This window comes from Amycolatopsis sp. NPDC098790 (assembly GCF_044759945.1).
Classification (GTDB): domain Bacteria; phylum Actinomycetota; class Actinomycetes; order Mycobacteriales; family Pseudonocardiaceae; genus Amycolatopsis.
Window position 1 is genome coordinate 541,822 of the sequence record NZ_JBIWAI010000005.1, and the last position, 15,813, is coordinate 557,634.

Sequence of the window (15,813 nt, forward strand, 5' to 3'; positions counted from 1 at the left end):
CTGTGTTCGCGGCGCCCGGCGAGAGCGCAAGGCTCAACTGTTCGGCGCCTGGCGAGAGCGCGAGGCCCAGTTGCCCGCGGCGCTCGGCGAGAGCGCGAGGCTCAGCTGTCCGCGGCGCCTGGCGAGAGCGCAAGGCTCAGCGCGCGATGCATCGCGATCGCCGTCCCGAGGCGAAGCTCGAGCCGGCACCGTTGTCACCCGCGCCTCAGCGCGGACTCAATGCACCTTTCCCTCCAACCGGAGAGCGGTCACTTCGCGGGAACGTCGGCGACCGGGACCGTCAGCGGCAAGCCGGGCACCAGCTCGGCGCCGTCCAGCCGGTTCAGCTCCTTGATCCGGGCGACCACCGCGCCCGGGTCGCTGTCCGGCGCGAACCTCGCCGCGATCGACGACAGCGTGTCGCCCTGGTCCACCGACACCGTCGCCGTCCGCTCCGGGACCGGGGCGCCCTCGGACGGCCCGCCGAGCAGGCCCAGCCCGGTCACCACCAGGCAGCTCGCCACCGCCAGCGCCGCCAGCCACGGCCAGCGCACCGGCACCCGGCGGGGCGCCGCGCAGGGCGCGCCCGCCGGACGGCGGCCCGCCACGACCCGTGCGCGTGTCGGCGGGCGCTGGACCTCGCCGCGGCGGCCGCGCAGGACGCGGACGGGACGGGGCTGCGCCGGGACCGGGGTCGCCGGGCGGGCGTGCCCGCGTTCGGCCAGAATGGACATCCGAACCTCCTCGAAACCCTGGTGTCCGCCCGTTTCCGGGGCCGGTGCCGGCCCGTGGATCAAGGTCGAACAAGCGTTCTATCGAACGCCCGTGCGAAGGTCTACCACCTACCACCGACAAAATCGAGCGGACACGGCGTGTCGATCGAACAGATGTTTGAAATCGTCGTGTCCGGGGGCTAACGTCGGTGACCAGGGCATCTGCCGGGCAGATGCCGCCGGCGAGCCTGCCCGCACCCGGCGGGCGGCGGCCGGCGCGCGATACGTGCAGCGAACGTCTGGGAGGCGACGCAGTGGCGAAGGAGAACAAGGCGGGCAGGACCAGTGGGTCCCCCGGGGGCAGTGTGCACCCCATGCCCGAGGTCTACGACGTGGACGAGACCCTCACCGTCCGCCAGCAGCAGGTGCTCGACGTGATCCGCTCGTGGGTGAGCCGGTTCGGCTACCCGCCGAGCGTCCGCGAAATCGGCGAGGCGGTCGGGCTGACGTCGACGTCTTCGGTCTCGCACCAGCTGCGCGCCCTGCAGCGCAAGGGCTACCTGCGGCGGGACGCGAACCGTCCCCGCGCGGTGGGCGTGCTTTCGGCGACCGACGACAACCCCATGGGCATCGAGATGGACCAGCAGCCGGTCATGCCGAAGGCGGCGTACGTGCCGCTGGTCGGCCGGATCGCCGCCGGTGGCCCGGTGCTGGCCGAGCAGGCCATCGAGGACGTGTTCCCGCTGCCGCGGGAGATCGTCGGCGAGGGCGAGCTGTTCCTGCTGAAGGTCACAGGTGACTCGATGGTCGACGCGGCCATCACCGACGGCGACTGGGTCGTGGTCCGCCAGCAGCCGGACGCGGACAACGGCGAGATCGTCGCGGCGATGATCGACGGCGAGGCCACGGTCAAGACGTTCAAGCGCAAGGGCGGCCACATCTGGCTGATGCCGCACAACGAGGCGTACGAGCCGATCCCCGGCGACGACGCCACGGTGCTCGGCAAGGTCGTGGCGGTGCTCCGGCGGCTCTAGAAGAGGTGAACCCCGGGCTTTCGCACGGCCCGGGAGGTTCACCGGATCGGATGATCTTCGGCCGTGGGGAGCCGGAGAGCGGACCTGATCGACGTGCGGCGGGTGGACGGGAAGCCCGGCCCTGTCCGCCGCCGCGCCGGTCGAGGTTTCCTTCGCGCGGTGCGCAGGACTGCGCGGCCCCTGCGGCCGCGCCCCGCACCGCGCGAAGGACAGCCGCTTGTGGACTGCGGACTGTTCGCGCCCACCGGCGCCGCGCGAACGGACCGTTCGCGCCCCTAGCCCGCCGTGCTCAGCCCCTCCGGCGACGCAAGCGGCTGAACCCGAACCAGCCCAGCCCCACCACCGCCACCGCGATCCCGGCCGCCGGCAGCACCGGCACTCCCCCACCGTCCGAACCGGACCCGCCGCTCGCACTCGAAGCAGCCGGCTTCCCGTCGGACGAAGGCGCGACCGCCAAGGCCGCCGCCCCGCGCACCGCGCGGATCGGCTCCCCCACCCCTTCGCTCCCCGACAGCAACGTCCCGTCCGGGTCGAACGCGATCGCCTCGCCCTGCTTCTCCCCCGGCAACGGGATCCGGACCGGCGTCCGCTGCAAAGCGGCCAGCACGTCTCCGTCCGGGGCCGCGTACACGTACGCGTCCGTGTAGGTCCGCAACGCCACCACCGTGCCGTCGGCCGAAGACGCGCCGCCCGTCACCAGCACCGAACCGATCGCCCCGACCGGGCCGCCCTGGGTGTCGGTCGTCGCGATCTTCACCGTGCCGACCTTCTCCAGGTTCGTCGGCCCCGGGCTCGCCAGCGGCCCCTGCGGCCGGTACACGCGCGCCTCGCCGAGGATGTCCTTGGTGATCAGGTACGGCGTGCCGGACTTGTCCATGATCAGCGCTTCGGTGTCGTGCTGCCCGTCCGGGTACGTGAGCCGGTGGACCGTGACCTTGCCCGCCGGGCTCATCTCCAGCAGCGCGACCGTCAGCCGCCCCTTGTTGTTGTCCCCCGTGTCGGACAGCCACAGCGTCCCGTCGGACGTCCGGGCCAGGTCCTCGACGTCGAACGGGTCCGTGCGATCGCTCATGACCTTCTGGACCTTGCAGTCCCGCCCGAGCACGAACACCTGGACCTTGGTGCCGCCGTCGTTGATCGCGTAGAGCTTCGAGCCGTCCGACACCAGGCCGGACAGCTCACCGATCCGCGAGTCCTTCACCGCGCACAACGGCTCCGGAGCGGCCGGAGCCGCGGAAGCCGGGACCGGCCCGCTCACCAGCGCCACGACCACCGCCGCAAGAGCGACCACCCAGCGCACCCAGCCACCTCCGTAGTGTGCGAACTCCCTGTCCGCACACTACGGAGACGTGTCAGGCCCGGGTCGAGTTGGTCTCGTAGTCGCGCAAAGCCGCCGCGAGATCGGGGCGGACCCGCACCAGCAGGCGCGTTCCGTCCTCGACGTGCTCCTCTTCGAGCACCTCGCCGTCCGCGTGGGCCCGCGCGACCAGCTCGCCGCGCGAATACGGCACCAGGACGTCGACCGTGACCTCCGGCCGCGGCAGGCGGTCGGCGATCACCTCGACGAGCTCCGCGATGCCCGCCCCGGTCCGCGCCGACACCGGCACCGAGCCGGCCAGCGCGTGCCGCAGCCGGGCGAGGCTGACCTCGTCGGACGCGTCGATCTTGTTGATCACCAGCAGCTCCGGCGGGAGCGGCTCCTTGCGCTTGCGGGTGATCTCGCCGAGCACCTCGCGCACGGCGCTGACCTGCTCCTCCGGCGCCGGGTCGGACCCGTCCACCACGTGCAGCAGCAGGTCCGCGTCCGCGGCCTCCTCCAGCGTCGAGCGGAACGCGTCCACCAGCTGGTGCGGCAGGTGCCGCACGAAGCCGACGGTGTCGGTCAGCGTGTAGCCGCGGCCGTCGCCGGTCTGCGCGCGCCGCGTGGTCGGGTCGAGGGTGGCGAACAGCGCGTCCTCCACCAGCACCCCGGCCCCGGTCAGCGCGTTGAGCAGGCTCGACTTGCCGGCGTTGGTGTAACCGACGATCGCCACGCTGGGCACCTCGTTGGCCAGCCGCCGCCCGCGCTTGGTCTCGCGGATGGTGTCCATGGCGGCGATCTCGCGACGCAGCTTCGCCACGCGCTTGTTGATCCGCCGCCGGTCGGTCTCGAGCTTGGTCTCACCGGGACCGCGCAGGCCCACGCCGCCGTTCGCGCCGCCGGCGCGCCCACCGGCCTGCCGGGACAGCGACGCACCCCACCCGCGCAGCCGCGGGATCAGGTACTGCAGCTGGGCCAGCTCGACCTGCGCCTTGCCCTCCTTGGACCGGGCGTGCTGGGCGAAGATGTCGAGGATCAGCGCGGTCCGGTCGATGACCTTGACCTTCACCTTCTCCTCGAGCTGCCGCAGCTGGCCCGGCGAGAGCTCGCCGTCGCAGATCACCGTGTCGGCGCCGGTGGAACCGACGATGTCCCGCAGCTCCTTGACCTTGCCCGAGCCGATGTAGGTGGCCGGGTCCGGCTTCGGACGCCGCTGGATGAGGCCTTCGAGGACCTCCGAGCCCGCCGTCTCGGCCAGGCGCGCCAGCTCGGCCAGCGACGCCTCGGACTGCAGGGCCGTGCCCTCGGTCCACACGCCGACCAGCACGACGCGTTCCAGCCGCAGTTGCCGGTACTCGACCTCGGTGACGTCCTCGAGCTCCGTGGACAGTCCCGCGACTCGCCGCAGCGAAGCGCGGTCCTCGAGCTCCATCTCGCCGGTCGAGGGGTCGTACAGCTCGTCGTCGTGGTCTTCGGTGTGTGTCAGTTCTGTCATCGTGCCTCCATGTTCCCACGTTTCGCCGCGGGAACCGAACTTTTACGTGCTGGGATAGGTGGCGAGGTAGACCGCGGTGCGCTCCGCGCCGGGACGGCGGGGGCGCGCTCGGAACTCCTCGAGCAGGGCGCCGAGCCGCGTTTCCAGCTCCGCCCGCTCCTCGGGGGCCACCTGGACGACCAGGCGCGTCTGGTGCACGCCCTCGAATCCGGTGTCGGCGATCTCGGCCAGATAGGCCTCGAGTACCGCCTGCTCCACGTCCTTGTCACCGCATGAGTCGAGTGTCCACGAAAGTCCCGTCGAAAGATACGGAATTTCCTTGGCGCCCCGGGCTCCGCGGCGCGGCGGCTGCGCGGCCAGGAAACCGGTCTCGACGAGCTTGCGCACGTGGTGCAGGGTCGTCGCGGGGTCCCGCCCGAGCCGCTCGGCGAGCTCCTTGTTCGTCAGCGCCTCCGAAAAGGTCAACCGGATGATGCGCAGCCGTATTCCGGAGGCCAGCGCGGCGGCCTCGGCTTCGGTGGCGGTACGTCGTTTCTCGGGCGGCACGCGCGACAGCTTAGAGCGAACAGTGATTGACACTTTCCAATCACTCGGGCCAGACTCGGGGACCATGCACCGGGGGTCACTCTTCCGTCACGCCGACTTCAGGCGGCTCTTCGCCGGCGACACGGCCAGCCAGTTCGGCGTGTTCGTCGGGAACACCGCCGTCCCGCTGCTCGCGGCGGTCACGCTCGCCGCGTCACCGTTCGAGATGGGGCTGCTCACCGCGGCCGAGACGCTCGCCTTCCTGCTCATCGGGCTGCCCGCGGGCGTGTGGGTCGACCGGATGCGCCGCCGCCGGGTCATGCTCACCGCCGACTTCACGCGGGCGGCGCTGCTGCTGAGCGTGCCGGTCGCCTGGTGGGCGGGGGTGCTGACGCTCGCCCAGCTGCTGGTCGTCGTGCTGCTCGTCGGCATCGCGACGCTGTTCTTCGACATCGCCTACCAGTCGTACCTGCCTTCGCTCGTCGGCCGGGAGCACCTCCTCGAGGGCAACGCCAAGCTGCAGGCCGTCCAGTCGACCGCACAGATCGCCGGGCCGAGCGCGGCCGGCGTGCTGGTCCAGCTGGTGACCGCGGCGAACACCGTGCTGGTCACCGGTCTGGGCTTCCTCACCTCGGCGCTGTGCCTGCTGCGGATCCGCGCGGAGGAGCCCGCGCCGCGGCGCGACGGCCACGCCCGGCTGCTCCCGCAGATCGCCGAGGGCCTGCGGTTCGTCTTCTCCGACAAGCCGTTGCGGGCGATCGTGGGCACGACGGCGACGGCCAACTTCTTCAACGGCGCGTTCAACGCGGTGAACGTGCTGTTCCTGACGCGGACCGTCGGGCTGCCCCCGGCCGCGGTCGGGGCGCTCATGGCGGTCGGCGGCGCCGGCGGCATCCTCGGCGCGGTCTGCTCGGGCGCGGTCACCCGCCGGGTCGGCCAGTCCCGCGCGATCTGGCTGGTCCCGCTGGTCACCGCGCCCGCCTACCTGCTGGTCCCGCTCGCCGCGCCGGACTGGCGGCTCGGGCTCGCCGCGTTCGGGCTCGTCGCCAGCGGGTTCGGGATCATCATCTACAACATCGCGCAGGTCTCGTACCGGCAGGCGATCTGCCCGGACCGGCTGCTCGGCCGGATGAACGCGAGCGTGCGGTTCGTCGTCTGGGGCACCATCCCGCTCGGCGGCCTGCTCGGTGGCGCGCTCGGCGAAGGACTCGGGCTGCGCGGCGCGATGTGGGTCGCCGTCGCCGGCGAGGCCGCCGCCGTCCTGTGGGTCGTCTGCTCGCCGTTGCGGCGCATGCGCGATCTGCCGACCACGGCGAAAAGCGGTTCTCCGGCCGCCTAGAGTTGTTCCATGAGCAACCCTTGCGAGCGCCCACGAGTCCCGGACAAGGTCGGTGTCGACGGTCTGGAGGCCAAGTGGGTACCCGTATGGGAATCCACGGGCGCCTACCGGTTCGACCGCACCAAGACCCGGGACGAGGTCTACTCGATCGACACCCCGCCGCCGACGGTCAGCGGTTCGCTGCACATCGGGCACGTGTTCTCCTTCACCCAGACCGACGTGCTGGCGCGCTTCAAGCGGATGCGCGGGTTCGAGGTGTTCTACCCGATGGGGTGGGACGACAACGGCCTGCCGACCGAACGCCGCGTGCAGAACCACTTCGGCGTCCGCTGCGAGCCGTCGCTGCCCTACGACCCGGACTTCCGCGCCCCGGAGAAGCCGGGCAAGGACGTGGTCTCGATCTCGCGGCGCAACTTCGTCGAGCTGTGCGAAACCCTCACCGAGACCGACGAAAAGGTCTTCGAGGAGCTGTGGCGGCGGCTCGGGCTGTCGGTCGACTGGACGATGACGTACCAGACGATCGGACACGACTCGCGGCTCATTTCGCAACGCGCGTTCCTGCGCAACCTCGAACGCGGCGAGGCCTACCAAGCCGAAGCGCCGACGCTCTGGGACGTGTCGTTCCGGACCGCCGTCGCCCAGGCCGAGCTGGAGGACCGCGAACGCCCGGGTGCCTTCCACGACCTGGCGTTCACCGGTCCCGACAGCGCCGACGTCGTGATCGCGACGACCCGGCCGGAGCTGCTGCCCGCGTGCGTCGCGCTGGTCGCGCACCCCGACGACGAGCGGTTCAAGCCGCTGTTCGGGAAAACCGTGCGGACGCCGGTGTTCGGCGTCGAGGTGCCCGTCGTGGCGCACCACCTCGCGGACCCGGAGAAGGGCCGCGGCATCGCCATGGTGTGCACGTTCGGCGACACCACCGACGTCACGTGGTGGCGCGAGCTGCGCCTGGCGACGCGGGTGGTGCTGGGCCGCGACGGCCGGTTCCTGCCCGACGCGCCCCACGACGTGCCGGCCGGGGCCTACGCGCCGCTGGTGGGCAAGACCGTCCACACGGGACGCGAAATCATGGTGCGCCTGCTGCGCGAAGCCGGCGCGCTGCACGGCGAGCCGCGGCCGATCACGCACTCGGTGAAGTTCTACGAAAAGGGCGACAGGCCGCTGGAGATCGTCGCCAGCCGGCAGTGGTACCTGCGCAACGGCGGGAACGACGCCGCGTTCCGCGCTCGCATGCTGGCGCGGGGCGAAGAGTTGAACTGGGTGCCGAAGCACATGAAGGTCCGGTACTCGTCGTGGGTGGAGAACCTCGCCGGCGACTGGCTGATCAGCCGGCAGCGCTTCTTCGGCGTGCCGATCCCGTTGTGGTACCGGGTGGACGCGAACGGCGAGCCGGACTACGACGCCCGCCTGCTGCCGGAGGACCTGCCGGTCGACCCGAGCAGCGACGTCCCGCCGGGGTTCACCTCCGAGCAGCGCGGGGTGCCGGGCGGGTTCGTCGCGGAAGCCGACGTGATGGACACGTGGGCGACGTCGTCGCTGACGCCCCAGATCGTCGGCCGGTGGAGCCTCGACGACGACCTGTTCACGCGCGTGTTCCCGATGGACCTGCGGCCGCAGGCGCACGAGATCATCCGCACCTGGCTGTTCTCGACGGCGGTGCGCGCGGAGCTCGAGCACGGCGCGCTGCCGTGGCGGGAGGCGTCGATCGCGGGCTGGGTGCTCGACCCGGACCGCAAGAAGATGTCGAAGTCCGTCGGCAACGTGGTCATCCCGGTGGACCTGCTGGAGCGCTTCGGCTCGGACGCGGTCCGGTACTGGGCGGGGAGCGCGCGCCCGGGCGTCGACACGGCGGTGGACGAAGGCCAGATGAAGGTCGGCCGCCGCCTGGCGACGAAGCTGCTCAACGCGAGCCGGTTCGTGCTCGGCCTCGGCGTGCCGTCGCCGGACGCGGTGGTCACCGAGCCGCTGGACCGGGCGCTGCTGGCGTCGCTTTCGGCTGTCGTTTCTTCGGCGACCGCGGCCTTGGAGGCGTCGGACTACGCGCGGGCGTTGCAGGTGACGGAGACGTTCTTCTGGACGTTCTGCGACGACTACGTCGAGCTGGTGAAGGGCCGCGCGTACGGAGACCTCGGCGAGGCGGCGGCCGCGTCGGCACAGGCGGCGCTGGTCACGGCGTTGTCGGCGGTGCTGCGGCTGTTCGCGCCGTTCCTGCCGTTCGCGACCGAGGAGGTCTGGTCGTGGTGGCTTCCCGGGTCCGTGCACCGGGCTTCATGGCCGTTGCCGGACGCTGTCGAGGGCGATCCGGAGCTGCTCGCGCTGGCGGGTGAGGTGATCGCGGCGGTGCGCCGGGCGAAGACGGACGCGAAGGTGTCGATGCGGACGGCCGTCGAAACGCTGACGGTGACCGGGCCGGCCGAACTGCTGGCTCGGTTCGCTGCCATCCAGGCGGACATCCGCGTCGCGGGCGCGATCACCGACGTCGAAACGCGCGAAGGCGGCTTCGCGATCGAAGCGAAGGTCTAGGCCGAGGGGCCGCCGTCAGGAACCGGCGGCGGCCCACCAGGCTTCGTCGATCTCGCCGCGCGCCACGATCTCCGCGGGGCCCGACAGCGTCGACGCGCCGCGGGTCACCGTCACCGTCACCCGGCCGCCCGGGATGTCCACTGTGGACTCGCCGGTGTCCGTGCCCGCCAGGTGGAACGCCGCCGCGACCGCGGCGACCGTGCCCGTTCCGCACGCCCGCGTCTCCCCCACCCCGCGTTCGTGGACGCGCATCCGCAGCGCGCCCTCGCCGAGGCGGTTGACGAACTCGAGGTTGACCCCGTGCGGGAAGACGTCGTGGTCGAAGTCGGGCTGGTCGCGCAGGTCCAGGTCCGCCACGTCCTCGTCGATCAGCGACACCAGGTGCGGGTTGCCGACGTCCACCGCGACCCCCGAGAACGGGCGGCCGGCCACCACCGTCACCGACGTGCCGGTGATCGTCGCCGGGCCCATCTGGACCGTCACCGACCGGTCGGGGTGCACCACCAGTGGACGGTCACCCGCACGGGTGCCGATGACGAACTCGCCTTCGCGCTCCATGCCGGAGTCGACGAGGTAGCGGGCGAACACGCGGGTGCCGTTGCCGCACATCTCGGCGATCGACCCGTCGGCGTTGCGGTAGTCCATGAACCACTCGCCCGCGGACGGTTCGTCGATCGCCGCGGCGCGGACGACACGCAGCACGCCGTCGGCGCCGAGGCCGCGCTGACGGTCGCACAGCGCGGCGACCCGGGCTTCGGTCAGCTCGAGGCGGCCCGCCGGGTCGGGGAGCAGCACGAAGTCGTTCTGCGTGCCGTGCCCCTTGAGGAACTCGATTCCGCCCATGGGACCAGATTACCGGCCCAGGGTATCCAGGACGCGCGCGGCCAGCCCCGGATCGGCGCCGTCGAACCAGTGGATCCGCTGGTCGCGCCGGAACCAGGACCGTTGCTTCCGGACGAAGCGCCGCGTCGCCTGCGCCGTCGCCGCGGCGGCCGCCTCGAAGTCGCTTTCGCCGTCCAGCTCGGCGAGCACCTGCTGGTAGCCGAGCGCGCGCGACGCCGTCTTCCCGTCGCGCAGGCCGCGCTTCTCGAGCTCGCGCACCTCGTCGACCAAGCCGGCCTCGAACATCCGCCGGACACGCTCGTTCACGCGCTCGTCGAGTTCCTCGGGCGCCCAGTCGACGCCGAGCACGACCGTGCCGTAGCGGGCCGGCCCCGGCTTGGGCAGGTTCGCCGAGAACGGCTCGCCGGTGATCTCGATGACCTCCAGCGCGCGCACGATCCGGCGCGTGTTGGTCGGCAGGATCGCCGCCGCGGCGGCCGGGTCGCGTTCACCCAGCCGGGTGTACAACGCGGGGGTGCCGAGCCGCTCGGCTTCCGCGTCGAGCCGGGCCCGGACGGCCGGGTCGGTGCCGGGGAACCGCAGGTCGTCCAGCACCGCCTGGACGTAGAGGCCGGACCCGCCGGCCAGCACCGGGACCCTGCCGGCGGCCAGCAGCCGCTCGATCTCGGCGCGGGCGTGCCGCTGGTAGGCCGCGACGGACGCCGTCTCGGTGACGTCCAGGACGTCGAGCAGGTGGTGCGGGACGCCGCGGCGCTCGGCCTCGGTGGCCTTCGCGGTGCCGATGTCCATGCCCTGGTAGAGCTGCAGGGCGTCGGCGTTGACGACTTCGCCGCCCAGCTCCAGCGCCAGCTCGACGGCGAGCGCGGTCTTTCCGGTGGCCGTCGGCCCGACCACGGCGACCGGGGCGACGAGGCTGTTCACGGCGGCTGACGATACCGGCGGGCCGACACGGAGCGTCCACCGGAAGTAGGATCACGAGCTTCGAGTGGCTCATCCAGTACCACGGTGCGCGCTGAGCTGCTTGAATGCCGCCTAGGGGCCGTAGCATCCGAGCACGGCCCGTGACGACCGCATTACCCGGCCCCGCTTCCGCGGCGGGGCGCCCGCGCGAGCGGGCGTACAGGCGATAAGGAGCCTGCGATGGCCCAGGAGAACACTTCCACCGGTACCCCGGCCCCGCACCCGGTGCCGCACGCGCTGCACGCCGGGCACGCCGCCCCGCCCGTGCCGCCCGCCGAACCCACCCCGTCGACCTGGGGCCGGATCGACGACGAGGGCACCGTCTACGTCATCACCGCCGAGGGTGAACGCGCCGTCGGCGTCTGGCAGGCAGGCAGCCCCGACGCGGGTCTCGTGCACTACGCCCGCCGCTTCGACGACGTGCGCACCGAGGTCGAGCTGCTGGAGACCCGGCTGGTGTCCGGCGCGGGCGACCCGAAGCACGCGCTGTCGAGCGCCACGCAGATCCGCGACGGGCTGGCCGAGTCCGCCCTGGTCGGCGACCTGGCGGCGCTCGCGGCGCGGCTGGAGTACGTGATCGGGCACGCGGAGAAGGCGCTGGCCAGCGCGAAGGCGGAGCGCGAGGAGGCCCGCGCGGCCGCCGTCGCCCGCAAGCAGGAGCTGGCCGAAGAGGCCGAGAAGATCGCCGCCGACTCCACCCAGTGGAAGGCGGCGGGCGACCGGCTGCGCGCGATCCTCGACGAGTGGAAGACGGTCAAGGGCGTCGACCGCAAGACCGACGACGAGCTGTGGAAGCGGTTCTCCAAGGCCCGCGAGGCGTTCAACCGCCGCCGCGGGTCGCACTTCGCCGAGCTGGACAAGCAGCGCGCGTCGGCCAAGACGCGCAAGGAAGAGCTCATCGCCGAGGCCGAGGCCATCAGCGAGTCCGAGGACTGGGGCGAGACGGCCGGTCGTTACAAGGACCTGATGACGGAGTGGAAAGCCGCCGGGCGCGCGCCCAAGGACAGCGACGAGGCGCTGTGGCAGCGCTTCCGCGCGGCGCAGGACAAGTTCTTCGCCCGCCGCTCGGCGGTGTTCTCCGAGCGCGACGCGGAGTTCGGCGCGAACGCGGCCCGCAAGGAGGAGCTGCTGATCGAGGCGGAGAAGATCGACGCGGCGGCGAACCTGGAGGCGGCGAAGAGCGCGCTGCGGCGGATCCAGGAGCAGTGGGACGAGATCGGCAAGGTCCCGCGTGAGCGGATCCGTGAGCTCGATGGGCGGTTGAAGGCGGTTCAGGACGCGGTGAAGTCCGCCGAGGACACCCGGTGGCGGCGGACTGATCCGGAGGCTCAGGCGCGGGCGGCTCAGTTCCGGGAGCGGGTGGAGCAGTTCGAGTCTCAGGCTGCGAAGGCGCGGGCGGCCGGGGATGAGCGGCGGGCCAAGAAGGCGGATGAGCAGGCTGCCCAGTGGCGGGAGTGGCTGCAGGCCGCCGAGGCGGCGGTCGCGGACCGCTGAGGGTTCGGCGGCGGTCGCGGACTGCTGACGTCCTCCGGCTGGCGGACCGCGAGGTTCACCGGCGGTCGCGGACCGCTCAGGCAACGGCTGGCGGACCGCTGAAGTTTGCCGGCGGTCGCAGACCGCTGAGGCGACGGCCGGTGGACCACTGAAGGTTCACCGGCGGTCGCAGACCGCTCAGGCAACGGCCGGTGGACCACTGAAGGTTCACCGACCGCTCAGGCGGCGGCTGGCGGACCGCTGAGGGTTCGCCGGCCGGGTTGAGCCCTCCATCTGCCGAGCTTCGGACCGGCTTGTCCACATCATGGTGGTCCTGTGGGCAAGCCGGCCGCTCGGCCGAATTTCCGGCGATTTCGTCGGCGGTCACCGATACGCCGGACAACGGCACGCACCCAGGGAGGCCCGGGTCACGGTGAAGTCGCGCCGGCACACGCGGCGACCGATCCGCCAACGTCTTGAATGAGTCATTCAGGACCTCGGACGTCTTGAATGACTCATTCAAGACTTCCCGGACCCGGTCGCTAACAGCGGAGTGGCCGACATCCGCCACTTTGCCGAGGCCCTGACACCGGGCAAAAGTGAACGAGTCGTTCGTTCATGACTTCCCTGCCGGCACCAGCACTTCGGGAACACCGCCCAGCGCCCCGGCTGCGCCGAAAATCCCCTGCCCACCCCACCGAGCAAACCCCACCCATCCCTGGGGGCTGACCCCGATCCAGTCTATCGGCGCCGACCGACGGAACCGGGTGAACGGCCCTCTCGGCGGCCCGCTTGTCCACATCACGGTGACGCTGTGGACAACCGAGAACCGAGCGACTACCAGCCGAAAAGCCACCCGGGTAGCACGGCGACGCCTCGGCCGAATGTCATGAACGACTCTTTCATGCCGTCCGACGCGCTGAAAGAGTCGTTCATGCCGTCCGGCCCGTCCGCACCTCGCCAGGTTGGCCGACGGCAGGGAGCGGGAGTAGCTGCAGGCCGCCGAGGCGGCGGTCGCGGACCGCTGAGATCGGCCGAGGGCCCTTCGCTCCGGCGAGGGGGCCCTCGTCAGCAAGCGGACGGTTAACGCGTCACCCGAACCGGTCCCCCGCCCTCCCCTGCCGGGGGTTTCCGGGCGCTTTCCCGCCCCGCCGGTGCTCCACTTCGATCATGAGCAAGACATCGAACCTCGTGTCCGCACTGGTCATCGCCTGCACCGTCGCGCTCGCTGTTCCGGCCGCCGCGGTTGCCGTCACCGGGCCCACTGCCGTGCAAGGACCGAAGAAGCACAAAGCCAAGATCGAAGCCAAGGCCGACAAGTCCCGCGTCAAGGTCGGCGAAGAAACCAAGATCAAGGGCTCCTTCGCCGACCTCGGCGGACAGGAAAGCCTCACTGGCGGGGAACCCGTCATCGTGCAGCAGCTGCAGGCCGGCGTCTGGGTCAACCTCAGCACCGGCACCTGCCGGCCGAACGGGAACTTCGTGCTCAGCCTCAGCTTCAGCGTGCGCGCCAGCGTGAGCCTGCGCGTCTTCCACCCGGAAACCGACCTCTACGTCAGCGCGGTCTCCGGCGTCTTCGGCGTCGTGGTGGTCTAAGAACGCGAGAACGCGGTCCGCATCCACTGCGTCGCGAGGCAGATCATCGCGATCCAGGCGATGATCAGGCCGTACCCGGGTCCGCCGCCCGCGGCTCCGCTCGCGTGCGACGACTGCTGCGACCAGATCGCCAGCAGCCCGTCCACCGAAGCGAACCAGCCGCCGGCGGCGCACACCCAGGACAGCCACCAGCGGCGCGTCACCAGTGCCAGCGCCGACGCCAGGATGCCGACGGCCGTCGACGTCGCCGCGAACAGCTGCGGGATGCCGCCGCCCTCGCCGGCCAGCACCTGCCAGCCCGCCTTGTCGCCGACCCACGGGAGGATCAGGCAGATCAGCAGCACGAACGTGAACACCGCGATGGTGAACCCGCGCCGGCCCAGCTCGACCGTGCGCGACGCGCGGTCGCCCACCTCGTCGATCTCGGCGGCCAGCTCGGCCAGCTCGCCGTTGCCCTTGGACTCCGTCACAGCGCACACCCGCTCACCGGCTCCGGCCGGGCGGCCGGGGCACCGAAGCCCGGCAGTCCCAGCGTGACGCCGCTCGTCTTCGGCTTCAGCCCGGCCTCCGCGTTGTCGCCGGCCCGCGTCCGCCGGTGGGACAGCAGCTCGCCGTCGGCCACCAGGTGGTGCGGCGCGCCGTAGGTCACCACCGTCTCGACGACGTCGCCAGGGCGGACGTCGGCACCGGACGGGGTGAAGTGCACCAGGCGGCCGTCGCGGGCGCGGCCGCTCATCCGGTTCGTCTCGGCGTCCTTTCGGCCCTCGCCCTCGGCGACGAGCAGCTCGACGCGGCGGCCGACGATCTTCTTGTTCTCGTCCCAGGAGATGGCGTTCTGCAGCGCGACCAGGCGTTCGTAGCGCTCCTGGACGACCTCCTTGGGCAGCTGGTCCGCCATCGTCGCGGCGGGCGTGCCGGGGCGCTTCGAGTACTGGAAGGTGAAGGCGCTGGAGAAGCGGGCCTGCTCGACGACGTCCAGCGTGGCCTGGAAGTCCTCCTCGGTCTCCCCCGGGAAGCCGACGATGATGTCGGTGGTGATGGCCGCGTCCGGCATTGCCGCACGCACCTCGTCGAGGATCTTCAGGAACCGCGCCGACCGGTAGGACCGCTTCATCTCGCGCAGCACCCGGTCGGACCCGGACTGCAGCGGCATGTGCAGCTGGTGGCAGACGTTCGGCGTCTCGGCCATCGCCTCGATGACGTCGGAGGTGAACGCGGCCGGGTGCGGCGAGGTGAAGCGGACGCGCTCCAGGCCGTCGATGGCGCCGGTCGCGCGCAGCAGCTTCCCGAACGCGAGCCGGTCGCCGAACTCGACGCCGTAGGAGTTCACGTTCTGGCCGAGCAGCGTGACTTCGAGCACGCCCTCGGCGACGAGCGCCTCGACCTCGCTGAGGATCTCGCCGGGCCGCCGGTCGCGCTCCTTGCCGCGCAGCGCGGGCACGATGCAGAAGGTGCAGGTGTTGTTGCACCCGACGGAAACGGACACCCAGCTCGCGTAGGACGACTCGCGCTTGGCGGGCAGCGTCGAGGGGAAGGTCTCGAGCGACTCGAGGATCTCGACCTCGGCCTCGGCGTTGTGCCGCGCGCGTTCGAGCAGCGTCGGCAGCGAACCGATGTTGTGCGTCCCGAAGACGACGTCGACCCAGGGAGCGCGCTTGACGATCTCCCCGCGGTCCTTCTGCGCCAGACACCCGCCGACGGCGATCTGCAGATCGGGGTTGGCGACCTTGTCCGGGCGCAGGTGGCCCAGGGTGCCGTAGAGCTTGTTGTCGGCGTTCTCCCGCACGGCGCAGGTGTTGAACACGATGAGGTCGGGCTTGGCCCCGTGGTCGACGGGGACGTACCCGGCGTCCTCGAGCTGCCCGGCGAGGCGCTCGGAGTCGTGCACGTTCATCTGGCAGCCGAAGGTGCGGATCTGGTACGCCCTGGGTGCCTGTGTCTCGGTCATCGTCCTTCAGGGTAACCCCGGCCTGACCAGGCAAAGCCGCCGCCTGCCCCGAGGTCCGGAATGCGGGGCTCCGGCCGCGGCGGTG

At 71.6% G+C, this 15,813-nt stretch carries 13 protein-coding genes; 5 read left to right on the plus strand and 8 right to left on the minus strand.

The genetic code is table 11. From position 1 onward, the window contains the following. Positions 1–248: 248 nt before the first annotated feature. A complete protein-coding gene (locus ACIQWX_RS36115) occupies positions 249–713 on the minus strand; it encodes a LysM peptidoglycan-binding domain-containing protein (protein WP_400881003.1) in 465 nt (154 codons plus the stop codon). Positions 714–1,066: 353 nt separating this feature from the next. Here ACIQWX_RS36115 and lexA point away from each other — a divergent pair, with 353 nt between their 5' ends. Beyond that, entirely contained in the window at positions 1,067–1,726 is a 660-nt protein-coding gene (gene lexA, locus ACIQWX_RS36120; protein ID WP_051736098.1) for a transcriptional repressor LexA, read from the plus strand. A gap of 289 nt (positions 1,727–2,015) precedes the next feature. Here lexA and ACIQWX_RS36125 read toward each other — a convergent pair whose 3' ends face one another. From ACIQWX_RS36125 to ACIQWX_RS36135, 3 genes are read right to left on the minus strand one after another with little or no spacing between them, the layout of a single operon-like run. Further along, on the minus strand, positions 2,016–3,026 hold the full coding sequence (locus tag ACIQWX_RS36125) for a hypothetical protein (protein WP_400881006.1): 1,011 nt from the start codon (positions 3,024–3,026) through the stop codon (positions 2,016–2,018). 52 nt (positions 3,027–3,078) lie between these two features. After that, complete coding sequence (gene hflX, locus ACIQWX_RS36130) at positions 3,079–4,521, minus strand: GTPase HflX (RefSeq protein WP_400881008.1); 1,443 nt, start codon at positions 4,519–4,521, stop codon at positions 3,079–3,081. 42 nt (positions 4,522–4,563) lie between these two features. Then, entirely contained in the window at positions 4,564–5,067 is a 504-nt protein-coding gene (locus ACIQWX_RS36135; RefSeq protein ID WP_400881010.1) for an ArsR/SmtB family transcription factor, read from the minus strand. A gap of 64 nt (positions 5,068–5,131) precedes the next feature. Here ACIQWX_RS36135 and ACIQWX_RS36140 point away from each other — a divergent pair, with 64 nt between their 5' ends. Next, complete coding sequence (locus ACIQWX_RS36140; protein ID WP_400881012.1) at positions 5,132–6,385, plus strand: MFS transporter; 1,254 nt, start codon at positions 5,132–5,134, stop codon at positions 6,383–6,385. 9 nt (positions 6,386–6,394) lie between these two features. Further along, the gene (gene valS / locus ACIQWX_RS36145; protein WP_400881014.1) at positions 6,395–8,908 is read left to right on the plus strand and encodes a valine--tRNA ligase; all 2,514 of its coding nucleotides are present in this window, start codon (positions 6,395–6,397) and stop codon (positions 8,906–8,908) included. 15 nt (positions 8,909–8,923) lie between these two features. Here valS and dapF read toward each other — a convergent pair whose 3' ends face one another. Further along, the gene (gene dapF, locus ACIQWX_RS36150) at positions 8,924–9,751 is read right to left on the minus strand and encodes a diaminopimelate epimerase (protein WP_400881016.1); all 828 of its coding nucleotides are present in this window, start codon (positions 9,749–9,751) and stop codon (positions 8,924–8,926) included. Between the two features lie 9 nt (positions 9,752–9,760). Further along, entirely contained in the window at positions 9,761–10,672 is a 912-nt protein-coding gene (gene miaA / locus ACIQWX_RS36155; protein WP_400881018.1) for a tRNA (adenosine(37)-N6)-dimethylallyltransferase MiaA, read from the minus strand. Positions 10,673–10,891: 219 nt separating this feature from the next. Between miaA and ACIQWX_RS36160 the strand changes: the two genes are divergently transcribed. Both ACIQWX_RS36160 and ACIQWX_RS36165 read left to right on the plus strand, forming a co-directional pair. Then, on the plus strand, positions 10,892–12,205 hold the full coding sequence (locus ACIQWX_RS36160) for a DUF349 domain-containing protein (protein ID WP_400881020.1): 1,314 nt from the start codon (positions 10,892–10,894) through the stop codon (positions 12,203–12,205). Positions 12,206–13,354: 1,149 nt separating this feature from the next. Beyond that, positions 13,355–13,780, plus strand: coding sequence for a hypothetical protein (locus ACIQWX_RS36165; protein WP_400881022.1), 426 nt, complete (start codon positions 13,355–13,357; stop codon positions 13,778–13,780). Here the strand turns inward: ACIQWX_RS36165 and ACIQWX_RS36170 are convergent. Both ACIQWX_RS36170 and miaB read right to left on the minus strand, forming a co-directional pair. Next, the gene (locus tag ACIQWX_RS36170; protein WP_400881024.1) at positions 13,777–14,250 is read right to left on the minus strand and encodes a hypothetical protein; all 474 of its coding nucleotides are present in this window, start codon (positions 14,248–14,250) and stop codon (positions 13,777–13,779) included. The genes ACIQWX_RS36165 and ACIQWX_RS36170 overlap by 4 nt on opposite strands. Then, positions 14,247–15,728 (minus strand): tRNA (N6-isopentenyl adenosine(37)-C2)-methylthiotransferase MiaB, encoded by a 1,482-nt coding sequence (gene miaB, locus ACIQWX_RS36175; protein WP_400881026.1) that lies wholly within the window; start codon positions 15,726–15,728, stop codon positions 14,247–14,249. The genes ACIQWX_RS36170 and miaB overlap by 4 nt, the downstream gene beginning before the upstream one ends. Positions 15,729–15,813 lie beyond the last annotated feature (85 nt).